Genomic DNA, 15,331 nt, shown 5'->3' on the forward strand with positions numbered 1-15,331 from the left:
CCCCGCGGCGGCGCGGCCGGGCCGGGGCGGCCGGCGGGGGCGGTTGGCCCCGGGGGGGGCCCGCCGGCGGGGGCCCCCACGACCGGGCGGCAAGAGCTTGCAGTACGGCCGCCAGCGGTGAAATATTCCTTCACATGACCGCCAGGGCGGGATCAGCCGACGGTGGAGCCGAACACCTCGTCGCGGACGGCGTCCAGTGCGGTGCGCAGCGCGCCGCGCAGGATCGGCTCCTCGGTGAGCCCCGTGGGCACCACCCGTGGCCGCACCAGGGTGATGGCCGCGACCTCGCGCTGCACCCGCTCGGCGAGCGCTTCCCCGCCGGCCTGGCCGACCTCACCGGCGAGCACCACGAGCGGCGGGTCGAGCACCACGCAGGTGCTCGCCACACCGAGGGCGAGCCGCCGGGCCAGCTCGTCGAGCATCGGGCCGCCCGCAGCGCCGTCGGCGACGGCCGCGCGTACCGCCTCGGCGGCGTCGGTGGCCGGGTAGCCGTGCTCGCGGGCGACAGCGCGCACCGAGTCCGCGCCGATGACCTGCTGGAAGGCCGGCTTGGCGCGGCGGGAGACGTCGCGTGGGATGGGCGCGCCGGGCACCGGCAGGTAGCCGATCTCGCCGGCCGCACCGCTGCTGCCGTGGTGCAGCCGTCCACCCAGCATGATGGCGAGGCCGACGCCGGCGCCGACCCAGACGAGCACGAAGTCGGCCATCCCCTGCGCGGCGCCGGACTGCGCCTCGGCCACCGCGGCCAGGTTGACGTCGTTCTCGAAGACCACGGGGGTGTGCAGGTCGTCGCGCAGCGCGGCGAGCAGGCCGCTGTGCCAGCGCGGCAGGTTGAAGGCGAAGGTGATGTCGCCGGTGTGGGGGTCGACCAGGCCGGGGGTGCCGAGCACGATCCGCCGGACGCTGCTGAGCTGCGCCTGTGCGCTGCTCGCGGCCTGCACCACTGCGTTGTGCACCACGCCCACCGGGTCGTCGGTGTCCCGCGTCGACTGCTCGACCCGGCCGATGACCGCGCCGGTGATGTCGGCGCAGGCGGCCACCACCCGGTCCGGGCCGACGTCCACTCCGACGACGTGCGCACTGCCCGGGCGTACCGCGTAGAGCTGGGCGTTCGGTCCTCGACCGCCGGCCTGCTCGCCGACCCGGGTGACCAGGCCGCGCTCCTCCAGCCGCTCGACGAGTTGAGAGGCGGTGACTTTGGACAGCCCGGTCAGCTCGCCCAGCCGGGCCCGGGTGAGCGGCCCGCGTTCGAGGAGCAGTTCGAGCGCCGCGCGGTCGTTGAGGGCCCGCAACAGGCGGGGGGTGCCGGGCAGCCGGGTCGCACTCATGCCACGTCCTCTAGTTTTAGTAAACTTTGCTAACTGTAAAACGACCTGCGAGCGGGTAGCCGTAGCGTATCGGCCACCCGCAGGTGGAGCGCTCGGCCGACCGTGCAGGGAGATGACCACCACGGGTACGACTTTTCGCAGCCGTGGACAGAGAAGGGGAAGATCACGTGAGGCTGGATCCAGGGCTGCGCAGGCTCGCGCTGGGCACGTTGCTCGCCGCGTACCAGGGACCGGTCCCGCCGGAGTGGGCTGTCGAACTGCTCGCCGACGGGCTGGCCGGGCACACCCTCTTCGGCACCAACGTGCGGGATCCCGGCCAGGTCGCGGCCAGCACCGCCGCGCTGCGCAGCGGCCGACCCGACGCGCTGATCGCCATCGACGAGGAGGGCGGCGACGTGACCCGGCTGGCGCACGCCACCGGCAGCCCGTACCCCGGCAACGCCGCCCTCGGCGCGATCGGCGACGTGGCGCTCACCCGGCGGGTCTACCAGGCGATCGGCGCCGAACTGGCCGCGCTCGGCATCACCGTCAACCTCGCCCCGACAGTTGACGTCAACAGCGCCGACGACAACCCCGTGATCGGCACGAGGTCGTTCGGCGCGGATCCGCTCCGGGTGGCCGCCCACTCGGCCGCCGCCGTCTCCGGGCTCCAGTCCGCGGGTGTCGCCGCCTGCGCCAAGCACTTTCCCGGCCACGGCGCCACAGTCACCGACTCGCACCATGAGCTGCCAATGGTGGACGTTCCGGTGGAGCTTCTGCGCCAGCGGGACCTGCCGCCATTCGCCGCGGTCGTCGCCGCCGGTGCGCGTGCCGTGATGACCGCGCACATCCGGGTGCCCGCGCTGACCGGCGACGGTCCGGCCACCTTCAGCCGGGCCGTCCTTGTCGACCTCCTCCGCGGTGAGTACGGCTTCACCGGCACCGTGATCACCGACGCGCTGGAGATGAAGGGCGCGGCGGTGGCCGCCGGTGGAGTCGGGCCGGCCGCGGTCCGGGCCCTGGCGGCCGGCGCCGACCTGCTGTGCATCGGCGCGAAGGTCGATGCCGAGCTGGTCGAGCGGGTGGCCGCACAGATCGTCGAGGCGCTTGCCGACGGCACGCTTGCGACCGCACGGGTCGAGGAGGCGGCCGGCCGCGCCGCCGCGCTGGCGGCCTGGACCCGGGCCGCAGGCGACGCGCCGGCAACGGTCGACCCCGATCTGGGGTACGCGGCGGCACGCCGGGCGGTCCGGGTGGACGGTGTGCTCACCGGGCTGGACCAGCCTCTTGTGGTGCAGCTGCACACCGAGTCCACGATCGCCGAGGGGCGGGTGCCCTGGGGCCTCGGTCCACACCTGGACGGTGTGCCCGAGATCCAGGTGGTCGCCGCCGAGACCGACCACGCGACGCTGCGCGGGTTGGCCGGTGACCGGTCGATCGTGCTTGTGGGCCGGCACCTGCACCGCCTGCCCGGCGGTCCGGAGCTGATCACCGCCCTGGCCGCGGAGCATCCGGTGACAGTTGTGGAGATGGGCTGGCCGGCACAGTGGCGTCCGTCCGGCGTACGCGCCTTCGTCACGACGTACGGCGCGAGCCACGCCAACGGCCGGGCCGCTGCGGAGGTCCTCGGCCTGGCCGACTGAGCCCTGGCGTCCTCTGTGGCGGGTTGCCCGCCGCCTGCGCGTGCCGGCCCGTGTCGGGGTTCGCCCACCGCGCCCGCTGCGCGTAGCAACCCGTGTCGTGGGTCGCTCACCACACCTACCTCTGCGCGTCCTTTGCTCTGCTTCAATCCACGCAACACTTTCGTCCCAGTTCTGTTGCGTGGGTGTAAGCAGAGCAAAGGACGCGCACCTCACCCTCATCCCGGCGCTCACCGTGCCCCAGCGCATGTCGATCCGCTCGCCGCCGGGGACCAGCTGTTGAACACGTTCAAATATTGCTCTACGCTCATGACATCACCAGTTGAACGTGTTCAAGAAGGGTCTCCGCATGGATACCAAGGTCTGGATGTACCTGATCTATCTGGCAGTGAGCGTCGGCCTGACCATCTGGGTGGCCCGTGCGCTGGCCCGCAACGGACAGGTCTTCCTCGAAGAGGTGTTCGCCGACGAGCGGCTCGCCCGCGCCGTCAACAGCCTGCTCGTGGTCGGGTTCTACCTGCTCAACCTCGGCTACGTGACGGTGTCGATGAAGCACCCCGATCCGGTGGATTCGACGAGCCAGGCGATGGAGGAGCTGTCGATGAAGATCGGCCTGGTGCTGCTGGTGCTCGGCGCGCTGCACTTCTTCAACGTCTTCGCACTGGGTCGGTACCGCCGGAATCGCCTCCGCCAGATGGCCCCGCACCCGCCGCTGGCGCCGATCGGCAGGCTCCCGATGCAATACGCGGCCGCACCGCACCAGCCCGTGCCGCACCAGCCCGTGCCACAGCCCGTCGGAGCGCCGCCCGTCGGACCGCAGCAGGGCGGGCCACACCAGGGCGGGCCGCAGCAGGGCGGCACCGGCCCGGGTACCAACCCCCAGGCCCGATGACCGTCACACCGGCCGGCGGTCCCGACCGGCCTCTGGACCCCACCGCGCACGGGGGTGGTGGGGTCCAGAGGTTCACCGTCCTGTTCGACGCGACGTGCCCGCTGTGCCGGGCCGCCCGCCGGTGGCTCGCGTCGCGCCCCCAGCTCGTACCCCTTGAGTTCGTGCCGGCCGGCTCGGCTGACGCCAGGCGGCGCTTCCCCGGCCTCGACCACGACGCGACGCTGCGTGATCTGACAGTGGTGGCCGACACCGGGGAGGTGTACGCGGGCGACGGCGCCTGGTTCGCGTGCCTCTGGGCGCTGGCCGACCACCGGTCCACTGCCGAGCGGCTGGCGCGGCCGCACCTGTTGCCGCTCGCCCGGCAGGTGGTGGCCACCGCCTCGGCGATCCGGGAGCGGATTCGCGATCCGTTGGCCGAGCCGACGGGTGACCTGGCGGGATACGGTGGCCCCGATGACCGAGCAGCCTGCGCCGACGACCACTGCGGGTGATCCCGCGACCGTCCGGGGGGAGCAGACCCGACAGCTGATCCGGGACACCGCGATGCGGCTGTTCCGGGAGCGGGGCTACGCCCAGACCACGATGCGGGCGATCGCGCAGGAGGCCGGGGTCGCAGTGGGCAACGCCTACTACTACTTCGGCTCGAAGGACCACCTGATCCAGGAGTTCTACGCCCAGTCGCAGGTCGAGCACCGGGCCGCCTCCCAACCGGTGCTCGACCGGGAGGACGCGTTCGCCGCCCGGCTCGCGGGCGTGCTGCACGCCGCCATCGACGTGCTGACCCCGTCGCACGAGTTCGCGGCCAGCTTCTTCAAGATGGCGGCGGAGCCCACGTCGCCGCTGAGTCCCTTCTCCGCGGAGTCCTCGGGCCCCCGGGAAGCGGCCATCGGGCTCTTCGCCGAGGTGCTCAACGGCTCGACGGCCAAGGTCGACCCCGAGCTCCGCCCTCAGCTGCCCGAGCTGCTCTGGCTGGCGTACATGGGCGTGGTCCTCTACTGGGTGCACGACAGGTCTCCCGGGCAGACCAAGACCCGACAGTTGATCGACGGCGCCGTGCCGTTGATCGACCAACTGGTGGGGCTGTCCCGGCTTCGGGTGCTCCGCCCGGCGACGCGACAGGTGCTTGCCCTCATCCGCACGCTACGTCACTGACCCTGCCAATCACCGCTTCAGGCTCCGCCGCAGGTCAAGTCCACAATTCGACACTCCGAGGCGACCGCTTACGCCTTGCACCACACCACTTCGATACGTAGCGTGATCGACACGGACCGGCCCGCCACGGCCGGTCGCCCGTTACCGGGACCTGGGGGGAGGTTGCGGACCGTGGATCCGGCCCGGGATCCACGGTCCGCGCCCTGACGACCGACCGGCAGGTCGCGCCGTTTGCCCGCTCACTGGGGATAGACCCCGTACGCCCGCCAGCCCCGATCCGGGAAGCCCGCCGCCTCCGCGACCCGAGCCGAGGCGTGATTGTCCTTCTCGTGCAGGTACGTCGGCACCGCACCCTCTTCGAGCACCCGCCGTGCCGCCTGTGCCACAAGTCGACGCGCGAGACCACGACCCCGGGCGGCAGGCACTGTGCCGACGGCCAACTCCTGCCCGTACGCGTCGTGCCGTTTGATCCCGGCCCCGGCCAGGTACGCGCCGTCCGTGTCCCGCACGACGAGCACCGGCCTGTCGAACAGTCGCAACCAGGGCGGCAGCCCCGGGGCGGTGGACTCGGTCCACTCCCCCACGTCCGGCAGCGGAGCCGGGTTGAGGCTCCACCGGAACGGGCCGTCGTGCAGGCACCAGGCAGGCAGGCCGACGGCGTCCGGTAGCGCGGCGAGCAGGCGGTCCGGTGCGCGTGCGAGCAGCGCCCGGATCGCCGCCACCCGCTCCGGCGCGACCGAGAGCACCGCGCTGTGCCCGGTGTCCACGGCGAGCGCCGGGCGCAGCCGACCGTCCCAGGCTGGCCGGGTCCGCCGGTGGGAGGCGACAACGTGCAACCCGGGCGCCGCCGGCCACTGGCCGAGCCAGGAGGCCAGGTGCAGGTGGAGTCGCCGGTCGAGCATGCGTACCTCCCCCGTCACCCGGCCGTCGTGGATCACCGTACGCCGGGTGGCGCGACCGGGCGGGACGATCCGGTACGCGGAGCCGCTTCTCACGTGCGTATTCGGCCCCGGCCCTGGGTATACCGATCGAGCATCATATGTATTTCCATATCTCGACACCTTTGTCTGGGACGGTAGGGTCATGCCGATACAGCCGAACGACCGCCACCTCCAGGACGCCGAGCGACCCTGGCGGGCAGCGGAGGCCGTGGGTCACCTCCCGGCCCAGCCACGGCACCGGGCGCCGCGCACGACGGGCGCTCTGCCCTGGGCGGCGCTGGACGCGCTGCCGGCCGGCAACTCCAGTCGGCACCGCCTCAACACCCACTGACCAGGTTCCACGCCCGGGCGCACGACACACCCGGGCCGTCCAGCGGCGGCATTCGCACACCTGTCGGGTAATTTCTTGTGGTCCGGATTCCGGCAACGACAGGAGAAGCTCCGCGCATGGGCAAGAAGACGATCCACGTCTCCGATTTCACCGGCACCGTTCTGCAGCAGGACGACGAGGTGGTTCGCGTCGTCGTCCTGGAGCACCCGGACCTGGTCGCCGGGCCTGTGCAGTTGGATGCCACCCCGGGCGAGGTGGAGAACATCGACGACGCGGCCCTTGACGTCGCCGTTGTCGAGATCCACGACCAGCACGGCGGCGGCGAGCCCCGGCGGGTGGTGCTCACCGCCAGCGAGTTCGACGCGATGGCCACCGACGTGCCGATGGCGCAGTTGCTGAAGACCGCCGAGCGGGTCCGCCCGCCCAAGGCCCGCAAGAGCGCCGAAAAGGTCGACTACGGCACGTTGGAGCACGCCGGCAAGCCGCACCGGGGTCGGGTCACCGAGGAGGAGGCCCGGCTGGTGCGCGAGCACCTCGACGAGGTCAACAAGCGGCTCGCCGACGCGGGCGTACGCCAGATCGACCCGGCCGATCCGGAGCACGCCCTGCGGTACGGCTTCCCCGACGTCTTCTGAGCCCTCGCCGCCCGGGGATCACCAGGCGGCTACGGGGTGGTGTCGCCCGAGCCGGCCGCCTTGACCACGGCGGCGAGGGTGGCGACCAGGTCGGCCTCGATCGCTGCCTTCTCCAGGCCGAGGTTGGTGAGCACACCGGCACCGTCCTCCTGCTCCAGCAGGGCGAGCAGGATGTGCTCGGTGCCGATGTAGTTGTGCCCGAGGCGCAGCGCCTCCCGGAAGGTCAGCTCCAGCGCCTTCTTGCCCCGCGCGTCGTACGGAATGAGGTCCGGGACCTGCTCGGCCCGCGGCGGGAGGACTGCGGCGACCGCCTCGCGCACCGCCTCGGGAGCGACCCCGCGAGCGGCCATCGCCCGGGCGGCAAGCGCGTCCGGTTCGGCGAGCAGGCCCAGCACCAGGTGCTCGGGGCCGATCTCGGTGTTGCCGCTGGCACGGGCCTCCTCCTGGGAGGCCATCACCACGTTGCGGGCACGAGGGGTGAACCGGCCGAAGCCGGCGTCGGGGTCGAGCGGGCCCGCGTCGGTCGCCTTCGGCACGAAGCGCTTCTGGGCGGCCTGCTTGGTGACCCCCATGCTGCGGCCGATGTCGGTCCAGGAGGCGCCGGAGCGCCGCGCCTGGTCGACGAAGTGCCCGATCAGGTGATCGGCGACCTCGCCGAGGTGATCGGCGACGAGGACCGCGTCGCTGAGCTGGTCGAGCGCGTCGGTGTGCAGCTTGTTGATCGACTGGATGAGGACGTCGAGCTTCAGGGCGCTGTTCGTCTGGCTGGGTTCCGTCATGCGTCAACCATAAGTTGACGCACCCTTATCGTCAACCCTTAGTTGACGATGCCCGGTCGTTCACACTGCCGTCTCGGCGTACTCCGGTAGGCGGCAGGCGACCTCCGCCGGAGAGGGCATGCGGGAGATCTCCTCCGCGATCTCGCGGGCAGCGTCGCGGTACGCCGCGTTGCCGTACTGCGGCAGCAACGCGTGGACCTGCTCGGCGATGGCGTCCGCCGTCACCTCCCCGGGGAGCAGCCGCAGACCCGCACCGGCGGCGGTAACCGCATCCGCGTTGGAGAACTGGTCGGCACCCTGCGGCACCATCAGCTGGGGTACGCCGGCCGCGAGCGCGCCGAGGGTGGTGTTGCTGCCCCCGTGGTGCACCACCACGTCGACGAGCGGCAGCAACTCCGCCTGCGGCACCCACTGCTGAACAGTGACGTGGCCGGGGATCTCCCCAAGCTCCTCCACCGGCACCCCGCCCGCAGCCACCACCACCTGCACGTCCAGCGGCGTCAGAGCGGCGATGGCCGTCCTGAACAGCTCTGCCGTACCGAACGCGTTGCCGAGGGTGAGATAGATCAACGGCTGGGACGCCCGACCGCCGGCCCGCACGGGCAGCGGGGCCGGCGTGGAGAAGGGGACCGGTCGCAGCTCGATCCGGCGTTGCGTGGCGAGGAAGCTCCGGTCCTGGAGCGAAGGCGGGCAGATGTCGATGTGCGGCCGACCGCCGACCTCGGCGTTCCTGGTGGGCAGTTCGAGGCCGATGCCGTCCGGGTACATCCGGCCGAACCCGTGCCAGATGCCCGGGACGCCGGCCCGACGAGCGGCGATCGCCGCCCCCGGCACCCCCCACTCGTGCACCACCAGGTCGGGGCTCAGGCGCGCGAACTCCGGTTCGAGATCCTCGGCGTACGCCTCGTAGAACACGTCGCCGGGACGGAACGGCCGCAGGCCGTTCGCGGCGAGCGGCGCGTGCACAGCCGGGCACGCGGCGAAGTGGACCTCGTGACCGGCGTCCCGCGCGGCGATCGCCAGCGGGATCAGCGGGTAGGTGTGACTGACTGACGAAAGGCTTGCGAACACCACGCGCATGGCCGGGACCATACCTGCAGCACCGTCGGCCGATCGGGCCCGTCGATGCGTATACGGTGGGCTCCGGTCGGCACGGGGAGGGCGGTCATGCGGCTGCACGTGGGATGCGCGATGTGGACCCACCGGGCGTGGCAGGGGCGGCTGGTGGCGCATCCACTGCCGCCCACCGAGCGTCTACGGCACTACGCGAGCTGGTGCGACGCCGTCGAGGGGAACACCACGTTCTACGCCACCCCCGCCCGGGACACTGTGGCGTCCTGGGCCGCGCAGACCGGTCCCGACTTCCGGTTCGTCCTCAAACTTCCCAAGGTCATCACGCACGAGCGGCGGCTGGCCGACGCCGACGGTCCGCTGCGCGCCTTCCTGGACGCCATCGAGCCGCTCGGCCCGCGGGCCCACGCCCTCTGGATCCAACTGCCCGGCTCGTTCGCTCCCGCCGACGTGCCGGCCCTGGGCCGTTTCCTTGGTCAACTCCCGCAGTCCCACAGGTACGCCGTGGAGGTCCGTCACCAGGCGTTCTTCACGGACACCTCCGCGATCCGGCTGCTCGAAGCAACCCTCGCCGGCGTTTCGGCCGAGTGGATCCCCTTCGACACCACAGCGTTCTTCACGAGCCCGCCGACGAGCGACGCGGAGCGGGAGGCCTGGACCAAGAAGCCCCGCCTGCCCCTGCGGTCGTCGGCGCTCACCGACCGCCCGATCGTCCGCTACCTCGGTCGCGACGACGTGACCCGGACGACCGAGGGGTGGCAGGGCTGGGTCGGCATCGTCGCCGACTGGCTGCGGGAGGGCCGCTCCCCGACGGTGTTCATCCACACGCCGGACAACGCCGACGCGCCGGTGCTCGCCCGCCGGTTCCACGACGAGGTACGCGCCCGCGTACCCGGCCTCGACGCGTTGCCCGATCCGATACCTGCCGAACCGCTGACCCTCTTCTGACCAGCGCTGGCGCGCTTCTGACCAGCGCTGGCGTGTCGATCGCGATTGCGGAACCGCATTGTCCGCAATCGTGGATAGCGTGATCGCCGACGACATCGACGAGGGGGACACGATGAGCCTGCGGGGATTCGCCACACTCAACATCTGGGCCGACGACGTGGCAGCGGCCACGCAGTGGTACGCGGAGTTCCTGGGCCAGGAGGCGTACTTCCTGCGGCCGGGCCCGGACGGGCGCCCCGCGTACACCGAGTTCCGTATCGGCGACTACCAGGGCGAGTTGGGCATCATCGACCGCAGGTGGGCGCCACCCGGGGCGACGGCGGGGCCGGGCGGCGTCGTCATGCACTGGCACGTCGACGACCTTGAGGCCACCGTGGCGCGGCTGTTGGCGATGGGCGCGACGGAGTACCAGCCGATCACGCCGCACGGGGACCAGGGTTTCGTCACCGCCTCGGTTGTCGACCCGTTCGGCAACGTGCTGGGCGTGATGACGAACCCGCACTACCTCGACGTGCTCGCCGCACGCGCGACGGCCTGACCGGGCGCTCGATGTCGGTGCCTCGTGGTGCACTGGCGCCGACATCACGGGCCAGGCGGAGGGGCTATCCATGGACACCCGAGAGGCGGCCCGGCGCTGGGCCAGGACGTGGGCCGACGCCTGGCCGATCAAGGACGCCGAGGCGATCGCCGCCCTTCAGAACGAGAGCGGCGACCACTGGGCCTCGATGTTCCGTCCCTACCGGGGGCGGTCCGGCCTGCGTGCCTATCTGACGGAGTGCTTCACCGAGGAGTCCCGCCCGGCGCAGGTGTGGTTCGCCGAGCCACGCGTCGATGGCGACACGGCGGCTGTGGAGTACTGGTCGGTGATCCACGTCGGCGACCAGCCCATGACCATCTCCGGCTGCACGGTGCTGCGCTTCGACGAGGCTGGCCTGGTGGCCGAGTCTCGGGACTATTCGCACGCCAGGCAGGGCCGCCACCTGCCACCGGGCGACTTGTTCGGGTGACGTGGGGCGACGCGACTCATTCGTGCCCGTGCCAGCCCCCCGCCCGGCGCACCATCCTGGCCGCGCGTTCGGTCTCCACACCGCTGGAGATGAGCAGGTCGTGCGCGGCGGTCCGGAACTCGCCCACCGCGATCAGCCCCGAATAGCCCAACCTGTGCGAGTGCGGGCTGGTGGTGATCCGCGAAACCCCACCCTGTGCCTGCCCTACCAACTCGACGCCCTTCAGGATCTGCTCGCGCGTCTCCCGCGGCTCCGTACCGGCCTGGATCGCCCAGCGCAGGGTCACCCATGCCGCGCCCAGCAGGTCGACGGCCGCCGGGAATTCCTCGGGGATCGGTTCGTCGTCTTTGAGGGCCGTTGTGAGTCGCCGCGTCAGGGACCGGGCGCTGTGTATGGAGCGTTCCAGATGACGGATCGAATCCGCGTGGAAGGCCAGGGAGTCGCGCTCACACCACCGCAGGGGCGCCAACCGCACCACCTCCTCGGCCGCGCTGAGCCCTTCGTTCAGCGCGTTGATCTGGGAGGTGAGGCTCCGCAACATACCGAGGCTCCGTTCGGCCTCACCGAGGTTACGAATGCGCAGCGCCGCAGACAGCGAGTGCAGGGCCGTGGCCGAGGAGTTGACGACGGGCTCGGCCAGGCGCATCAGCGTCCGCTTCGGGTGGATGGGCACCAGCAGTAGCCCGACCGCAAGCCCGACCAACCCGCCCACCGCAGCGTCGACGAACCGGGGAACGGACAGCTCGTGTACGGGCGGTTCCAGGGTGGCGATCAGCACCGCGGTGCCGCCGGCCTGGGTGATCAGAGAGCCACCGCCCTTGAGCAGCACGGCCACGGTGATCGCCAGAATGACGACGACACCCGTCTGCCAGGGCCCGATGCCGAAGAACGGCATGAGGAGGTCACCGACGGCGAGCCCCAGGGTCACCCCGGCCAGCAGCTCGATCGTGCGCCGCAGGCGTGATCCCATCGAGGCTGCCACGATGCCGACCGCTGTGGTGGGTGCGACGATCGGCGAGGAATCGCCCAGAAACTGGTACGCCACGAACCACGCGATCGCCGCCGCGATGCCCGCCTGGACGATGAGCAGACCGTACAGGCGCAGCCGCCAGGCACGGGCGCGTGCCGAGCGCTGTCCCCGCTCCCGCAGGTCGGCGAGCGTCCGTTGCGCCTGGTCGCGCCCGTGTGGAGGCGGACCGGGTTCGGCTGCCGGCTGCTCGTTGGCGGGCACGGGCGCCGCTTACCCCGCCAGCCCCAAACTATCCGGTAGGTCAGCAGCGGGCGGAAAGGGCGCAACCGGGCCGGGACGGAGGTTCCCGTCCCGGCCCGGGCACCGGGTCACCTGATGGAGAAGTCAGCGATCCGCAACGCGGAGTCGAACACCAGGTACACGTCGTGAGTGCCGGCGGCACCCGCCAGCCTGGTGCTCACGCTGGCGTACCGGTAGTCGTCACCGGTGCTGGACACGGCGGCCGTGCCCAGCAACCGTCCGGTGGGCGAGCCCAGCCGGATCTGGATGGTGCCGGCGCCCGCGCCGGCCCTTGCCACCTTCGCTGTGAAGGTGTGGACGCCAGGGCGCAGAGCGGAGCCGTCGAACGAGATCCACTGACCGGCGGCGGTGGCGCCCACTGCCGTACCGCTGGGTTTCGTCTCGTCGACGAGCCGGACGCCGGCGTACCTGTCGAAGTTCTCTGCCCGGGTGGGTCGGGACAGGTCACGCGCTGGGATCGTCTCGCCGCGCACCTGGACCGCGGTCCGGCCCCGGAGGTCCCCGACGGACGCGCCGATCAGGAGATCGTAGGTGGACGACTCGACCACCCAACGGCTGCGGGTGACGTCCCAGTGCGCCAGGTCGGCGGCGGGCAGCCGCAGCGTCGCGGTACGGGTCTGCCCGGCCGGGATCTCCACCCGCTGGAACGCCTTGAGCGCCCGGAGCGGGGTCTTGTCCCGCGAGGTGCGCTGGTGGGTGTAGAGCTGCACCACCTCGGCCCCGGCCCGGTCACCGACGTTGGTCACGTCGACCCGGACACCGATGGTGCCGTCGGCCCGCACCGACCGCGCGTCGACGCGGGGCTGGCCGTACCGGAACCGGGTGTACGACAGCCCGTGGCCGAACGGATAGAGCGGCTTCGCGCTGCTGTACAGGTACGTCTGGTCGGACGAGATGATGTCGTACTCCAGCAGGTCCGGCGGCAGTTGCCGGTCCGAGCGGTACCAGGTCTGGGTGAGCTTGCCGGACGGGTTGCGGTCGCCGAACAGGACGTCGGCGATGGCGTGCCCGGTCTCGGCGCCCGCGTGGGTGGTCCAGACGATTGCCGGAACGTGCTCCTGTACCCAGCCGGTGGTGACCGGGTAGCTGGTCTGGAGCACCAGCACGGTACGCGGGTTGGCAGCGGTAACGGCCTTGACCAGCGCCTCCTGGCCGGTGCTCAGCGCCATCGATGTACGGTCGTGCGCCTCGCGCCCGTTGATGAACGGGTTGCTGCCGACCACGAGCACTGCGGTGTCGGCAGCCCTGGCCGCGGCGACCGCCCTGTCGATTCCGCTGCTGATCACCTCACGGCTGAAGTGGGTGGCGTCGGCCGCCGTGGTGGCGCCGAGCGTGAGGGCACCGTCGGCACCGACGGTGATGTACCGCTCGGGGCCGAACCAGCTCTCCTTGGTCTCGTAGCCGGCGTAGCGCAGCGCGACGGTTCCGTCGGCCTGCGGCTCCAGCTTGAACTGCTGCTGCACGTACCAACCGTTCGGCTGCTCGTCGCGGGTGAGGAACGGCCCCCAGTTGTAGCCGAGGTAGCGGCCGTTGGCGGCGTTGCGCAGCGTCACCACATCCTGGCCCCAGTCCACCACGTCGAACTGGGCGGCGGCGGAGGCCGTGGTGCCGGTGGCGGCGACCGGATCGGCGTCGGTGGTGCCGGTGGCGGTGACGTACCGGCCGGCCGGGTCCTTCAGCGTGATCCGGTCGGCACCGTCGAGCCCGCTGACGCTGGCTGCGCTGCCCAGCCGTTCACGGATGCCGTCGAGCGCCGTCACCTGGTACGGCAGGTCGCCGCCGTACCAGTCGGTGTAGAGGGTGTCGGCCAGCGGGCCGAGCACTGCCACCTTGCGGGTCCGGGTCGGGTCAAGCGGAAGTGCCTGCCGGGAGTTCTTGAGCAGCACCATCGCCTCGCCGGCGGCCTGCCGGGCCAGGCGCTGGTGTTCGGGGCTGTTGATGACGTCCGGTGTGATCCCGCCGTACCGGCCGCCGCCCGGGTCGAACTCCCCCAGCCGGATCCGGATGTTCAGGGTCTCCCGGATACGTGCGTCGATGTCCCGCTCGGTGAGCAGCCCGGTCGCCAGTGCCTGCTTGATGGCGGTGACTGTCGGCTGCGCGTTGGTGTCGTCGGTGATGAAGCTGTTGGCGCCGGCCTTGACGATGGCCGCGTTCCCCTCGGGCAGTGTCGCGTAGTACCCCTGGGAGCCGATGAGGTTGTTCGGCGCCCACGCGTCGGTCACGTTCATCAGCGGCTTGTCGGTCCAGCCGCGGATCACCGTGGCCAGGTCCGGGTCCACTGTCGCGGGGCGGCCGTTCACCAGGTTGTACGAGGCCATCACCCCGGTCGCCGCGTCGGCGGCGATTGCCGGTTTGAACGCGGCGCGCTCGTACTCGTTGAGCACCCGAGGGGGCACGTTCGAGGACGTGACGTCGCGGCGTACCTCGTTGTTGTAGGCCAGGTAGTGCTTGAGGGTCGGCGCGCTCTTGAGGTGGTCGGGGTCCCCGCCGGTCATCCCGGAGCCGTATGCCGTGGAGATCGCGGCGGTGAGCGTCGGGTCTTCCGAGTAGCCCTCCTCGTTGCGGCCCCAGCGGGGGTCGCGGAGCAGGTTGACCACCGGTGCCCACAGGTTGAGCCCCCAGACCCGGGGATTCTGCGCGTGGTGACCGCGCGCCTCGTCGCCGACGGCCGAGCCGACCCGCCGGATCAGGTCCGGGTTCCAGGTGCTCGCCATGCCCACCGGCTGCGGGAACGTCGTTCCCTTGGCCTTCACCACCGCGCCGTTGTTGTCGATGTCGGTCGACCAGGCGATCCCGTGCAGCGCCTCGGTGCCGGTCTTGAACAGGCCGATGCCCAGCCGTGGGATGGCCGGTTGGTACTGGTGCAGCATCGAGATCTTCTCGTCCTGGGTGAGCCGGCCGAGCAGGTCGTCGACGCGGGCGTTCACGGGCAGGTGTGGATCTCGGAACGGGTACGTGGGTTCGGCGAGTGCCGTGCCGGGGACGGCCGGCAGGGCCAGCAGGGCGAGCGCGAGCGCGGTGATTCCGCGCCGGAGGCGCCTGTTCCGCATGCGGTTCTCCTCGTGTCGTGCGGCAGACGCCCAGGAGGCGTCGAGACCGGCGTGGCCAGGCGCGACACCCGGCTGACGGGCCCGGGGATCGAGGCCGTCGAAGCGCTTCGATGACCCGGCGGCGATGCCACGGCCGCAATGTGTGGTGATGCGCGCAACTATAGACGTGCGCCTATCGATGGCAAGAGCGTGCGCGGCGTCGGCGCGTTCGCCGGGGCAGCCGGGACAGCCGGGGTTGCGCGTGCGGCGGGGGGGGGGGGGGGGGGGGGAGGAGCCCCGCCGAGGGCGGGGGGGCGGCGGGGGGGATG

General features: G+C 71.6%; 15 protein-coding genes. 9 read left to right on the forward strand and 6 right to left on the reverse strand.

Translation table 11 applies throughout. From position 1 onward, the window contains the following. Positions 1–152: 152 nt before the first annotated feature. Entirely contained in the window at positions 153–1,328 is a 1,176-nt protein-coding gene (locus tag ACLQ23_RS14830; protein WP_053657608.1) for an ROK family transcriptional regulator, read from the reverse strand. A 167-nt stretch (positions 1,329–1,495) separates the two neighbouring features. On the opposite strand from ACLQ23_RS14830, the gene ACLQ23_RS14835 reads away from it, so the two are divergent. The 4 genes from ACLQ23_RS14835 (at position 1,496) to ACLQ23_RS14850 (ending at position 4,991) form a co-directional block, all read left to right on the forward strand. Further along, a complete protein-coding gene (locus tag ACLQ23_RS14835; RefSeq protein WP_425880733.1) occupies positions 1,496–2,950 on the forward strand; it encodes a glycoside hydrolase family 3 N-terminal domain-containing protein in 1,455 nt (484 codons plus the stop codon). 346 nt (positions 2,951–3,296) lie between these two features. Further along, a complete protein-coding gene (locus ACLQ23_RS14840) occupies positions 3,297–3,839 on the forward strand; it encodes a hypothetical protein (protein WP_355593481.1) in 543 nt (180 codons plus the stop codon). Next, on the forward strand, positions 3,836–4,330 hold the full coding sequence (locus tag ACLQ23_RS14845; protein ID WP_355593480.1) for a thiol-disulfide oxidoreductase DCC family protein: 495 nt from the start codon (positions 3,836–3,838) through the stop codon (positions 4,328–4,330). Before ACLQ23_RS14840 ends, ACLQ23_RS14845 begins: the two co-directional genes overlap by 4 nt. After that, positions 4,293–4,991, forward strand: coding sequence for a TetR family transcriptional regulator (locus ACLQ23_RS14850; RefSeq protein ID WP_355593478.1), 699 nt, complete (start codon positions 4,293–4,295; stop codon positions 4,989–4,991). The genes ACLQ23_RS14845 and ACLQ23_RS14850 overlap by 38 nt, the downstream gene beginning before the upstream one ends. A gap of 239 nt (positions 4,992–5,230) precedes the next feature. On the opposite strand, the gene ACLQ23_RS14855 is transcribed toward ACLQ23_RS14850, so the two are convergent. Continuing rightward, the gene (locus tag ACLQ23_RS14855) at positions 5,231–5,893 is read right to left on the reverse strand and encodes a GNAT family N-acetyltransferase (RefSeq protein ID WP_425880743.1); all 663 of its coding nucleotides are present in this window, start codon (positions 5,891–5,893) and stop codon (positions 5,231–5,233) included. 181 nt (positions 5,894–6,074) lie between these two features. Here ACLQ23_RS14855 and ACLQ23_RS14860 point away from each other — a divergent pair, with 181 nt between their 5' ends. Together ACLQ23_RS14860 and ACLQ23_RS14865 are read left to right on the forward strand one after the other, a co-directional pair. Continuing rightward, positions 6,075–6,263, forward strand: coding sequence for a DNA repair protein (locus tag ACLQ23_RS14860; RefSeq protein WP_355593474.1), 189 nt, complete (start codon positions 6,075–6,077; stop codon positions 6,261–6,263). 116 nt (positions 6,264–6,379) lie between these two features. After that, positions 6,380–6,898, forward strand: a complete 519-nt coding sequence (locus ACLQ23_RS14865; RefSeq protein ID WP_425880734.1) for a hypothetical protein — start codon at positions 6,380–6,382, stop codon at positions 6,896–6,898. Positions 6,899–6,927: 29 nt separating this feature from the next. Here ACLQ23_RS14865 and ACLQ23_RS14870 read toward each other — a convergent pair whose 3' ends face one another. Both ACLQ23_RS14870 and ACLQ23_RS14875 read right to left on the reverse strand, forming a co-directional pair. Beyond that, on the reverse strand, positions 6,928–7,677 hold the full coding sequence (locus ACLQ23_RS14870; protein ID WP_425880735.1) for a Clp protease N-terminal domain-containing protein: 750 nt from the start codon (positions 7,675–7,677) through the stop codon (positions 6,928–6,930). Positions 7,678–7,737: 60 nt separating this feature from the next. Beyond that, a complete protein-coding gene (locus tag ACLQ23_RS14875) occupies positions 7,738–8,757 on the reverse strand; it encodes a glycosyltransferase (protein ID WP_425880736.1) in 1,020 nt (339 codons plus the stop codon). A gap of 111 nt (positions 8,758–8,868) precedes the next feature. On the opposite strand from ACLQ23_RS14875, the gene ACLQ23_RS14880 reads away from it, so the two are divergent. From ACLQ23_RS14880 to ACLQ23_RS14890, 3 genes are all read left to right on the forward strand, one after another. Beyond that, positions 8,869–9,696 carry a DUF72 domain-containing protein gene (locus ACLQ23_RS14880; RefSeq protein ID WP_355593774.1) on the forward strand — a complete coding sequence of 276 codons (828 nt, stop codon included), beginning with the start codon at positions 8,869–8,871 and terminating at the stop codon, positions 9,694–9,696. A gap of 70 nt (positions 9,697–9,766) precedes the next feature. After that, on the forward strand, positions 9,767–10,234 hold the full coding sequence (locus tag ACLQ23_RS14885) for a VOC family protein (protein ID WP_355593466.1): 468 nt from the start codon (positions 9,767–9,769) through the stop codon (positions 10,232–10,234). Between the two features lie 70 nt (positions 10,235–10,304). Continuing rightward, a complete protein-coding gene (locus tag ACLQ23_RS14890) occupies positions 10,305–10,703 on the forward strand; it encodes a nuclear transport factor 2 family protein (RefSeq protein WP_425880737.1) in 399 nt (132 codons plus the stop codon). Between the two features lie 16 nt (positions 10,704–10,719). Here the strand turns inward: ACLQ23_RS14890 and ACLQ23_RS14895 are convergent, their stop codons facing one another. Further along, the gene (locus ACLQ23_RS14895; RefSeq protein ID WP_425880738.1) at positions 10,720–11,934 is read right to left on the reverse strand and encodes an FUSC family protein; all 1,215 of its coding nucleotides are present in this window, start codon (positions 11,932–11,934) and stop codon (positions 10,720–10,722) included. Positions 11,935–12,041: 107 nt separating this feature from the next. Further along, the gene (locus ACLQ23_RS14900) at positions 12,042–15,023 is read right to left on the reverse strand and encodes a glycoside hydrolase family 3 C-terminal domain-containing protein (RefSeq protein ID WP_425880739.1); all 2,982 of its coding nucleotides are present in this window, start codon (positions 15,021–15,023) and stop codon (positions 12,042–12,044) included. Between the last annotated feature and the right edge of the window lie 308 nt (positions 15,024–15,331).

The sequence above is a fragment of the Micromonospora sp. DT41 genome, assembly GCF_049841715.1.
Taxonomy (GTDB): domain Bacteria; phylum Actinomycetota; class Actinomycetes; order Mycobacteriales; family Micromonosporaceae; genus Micromonospora; species Micromonospora profundi.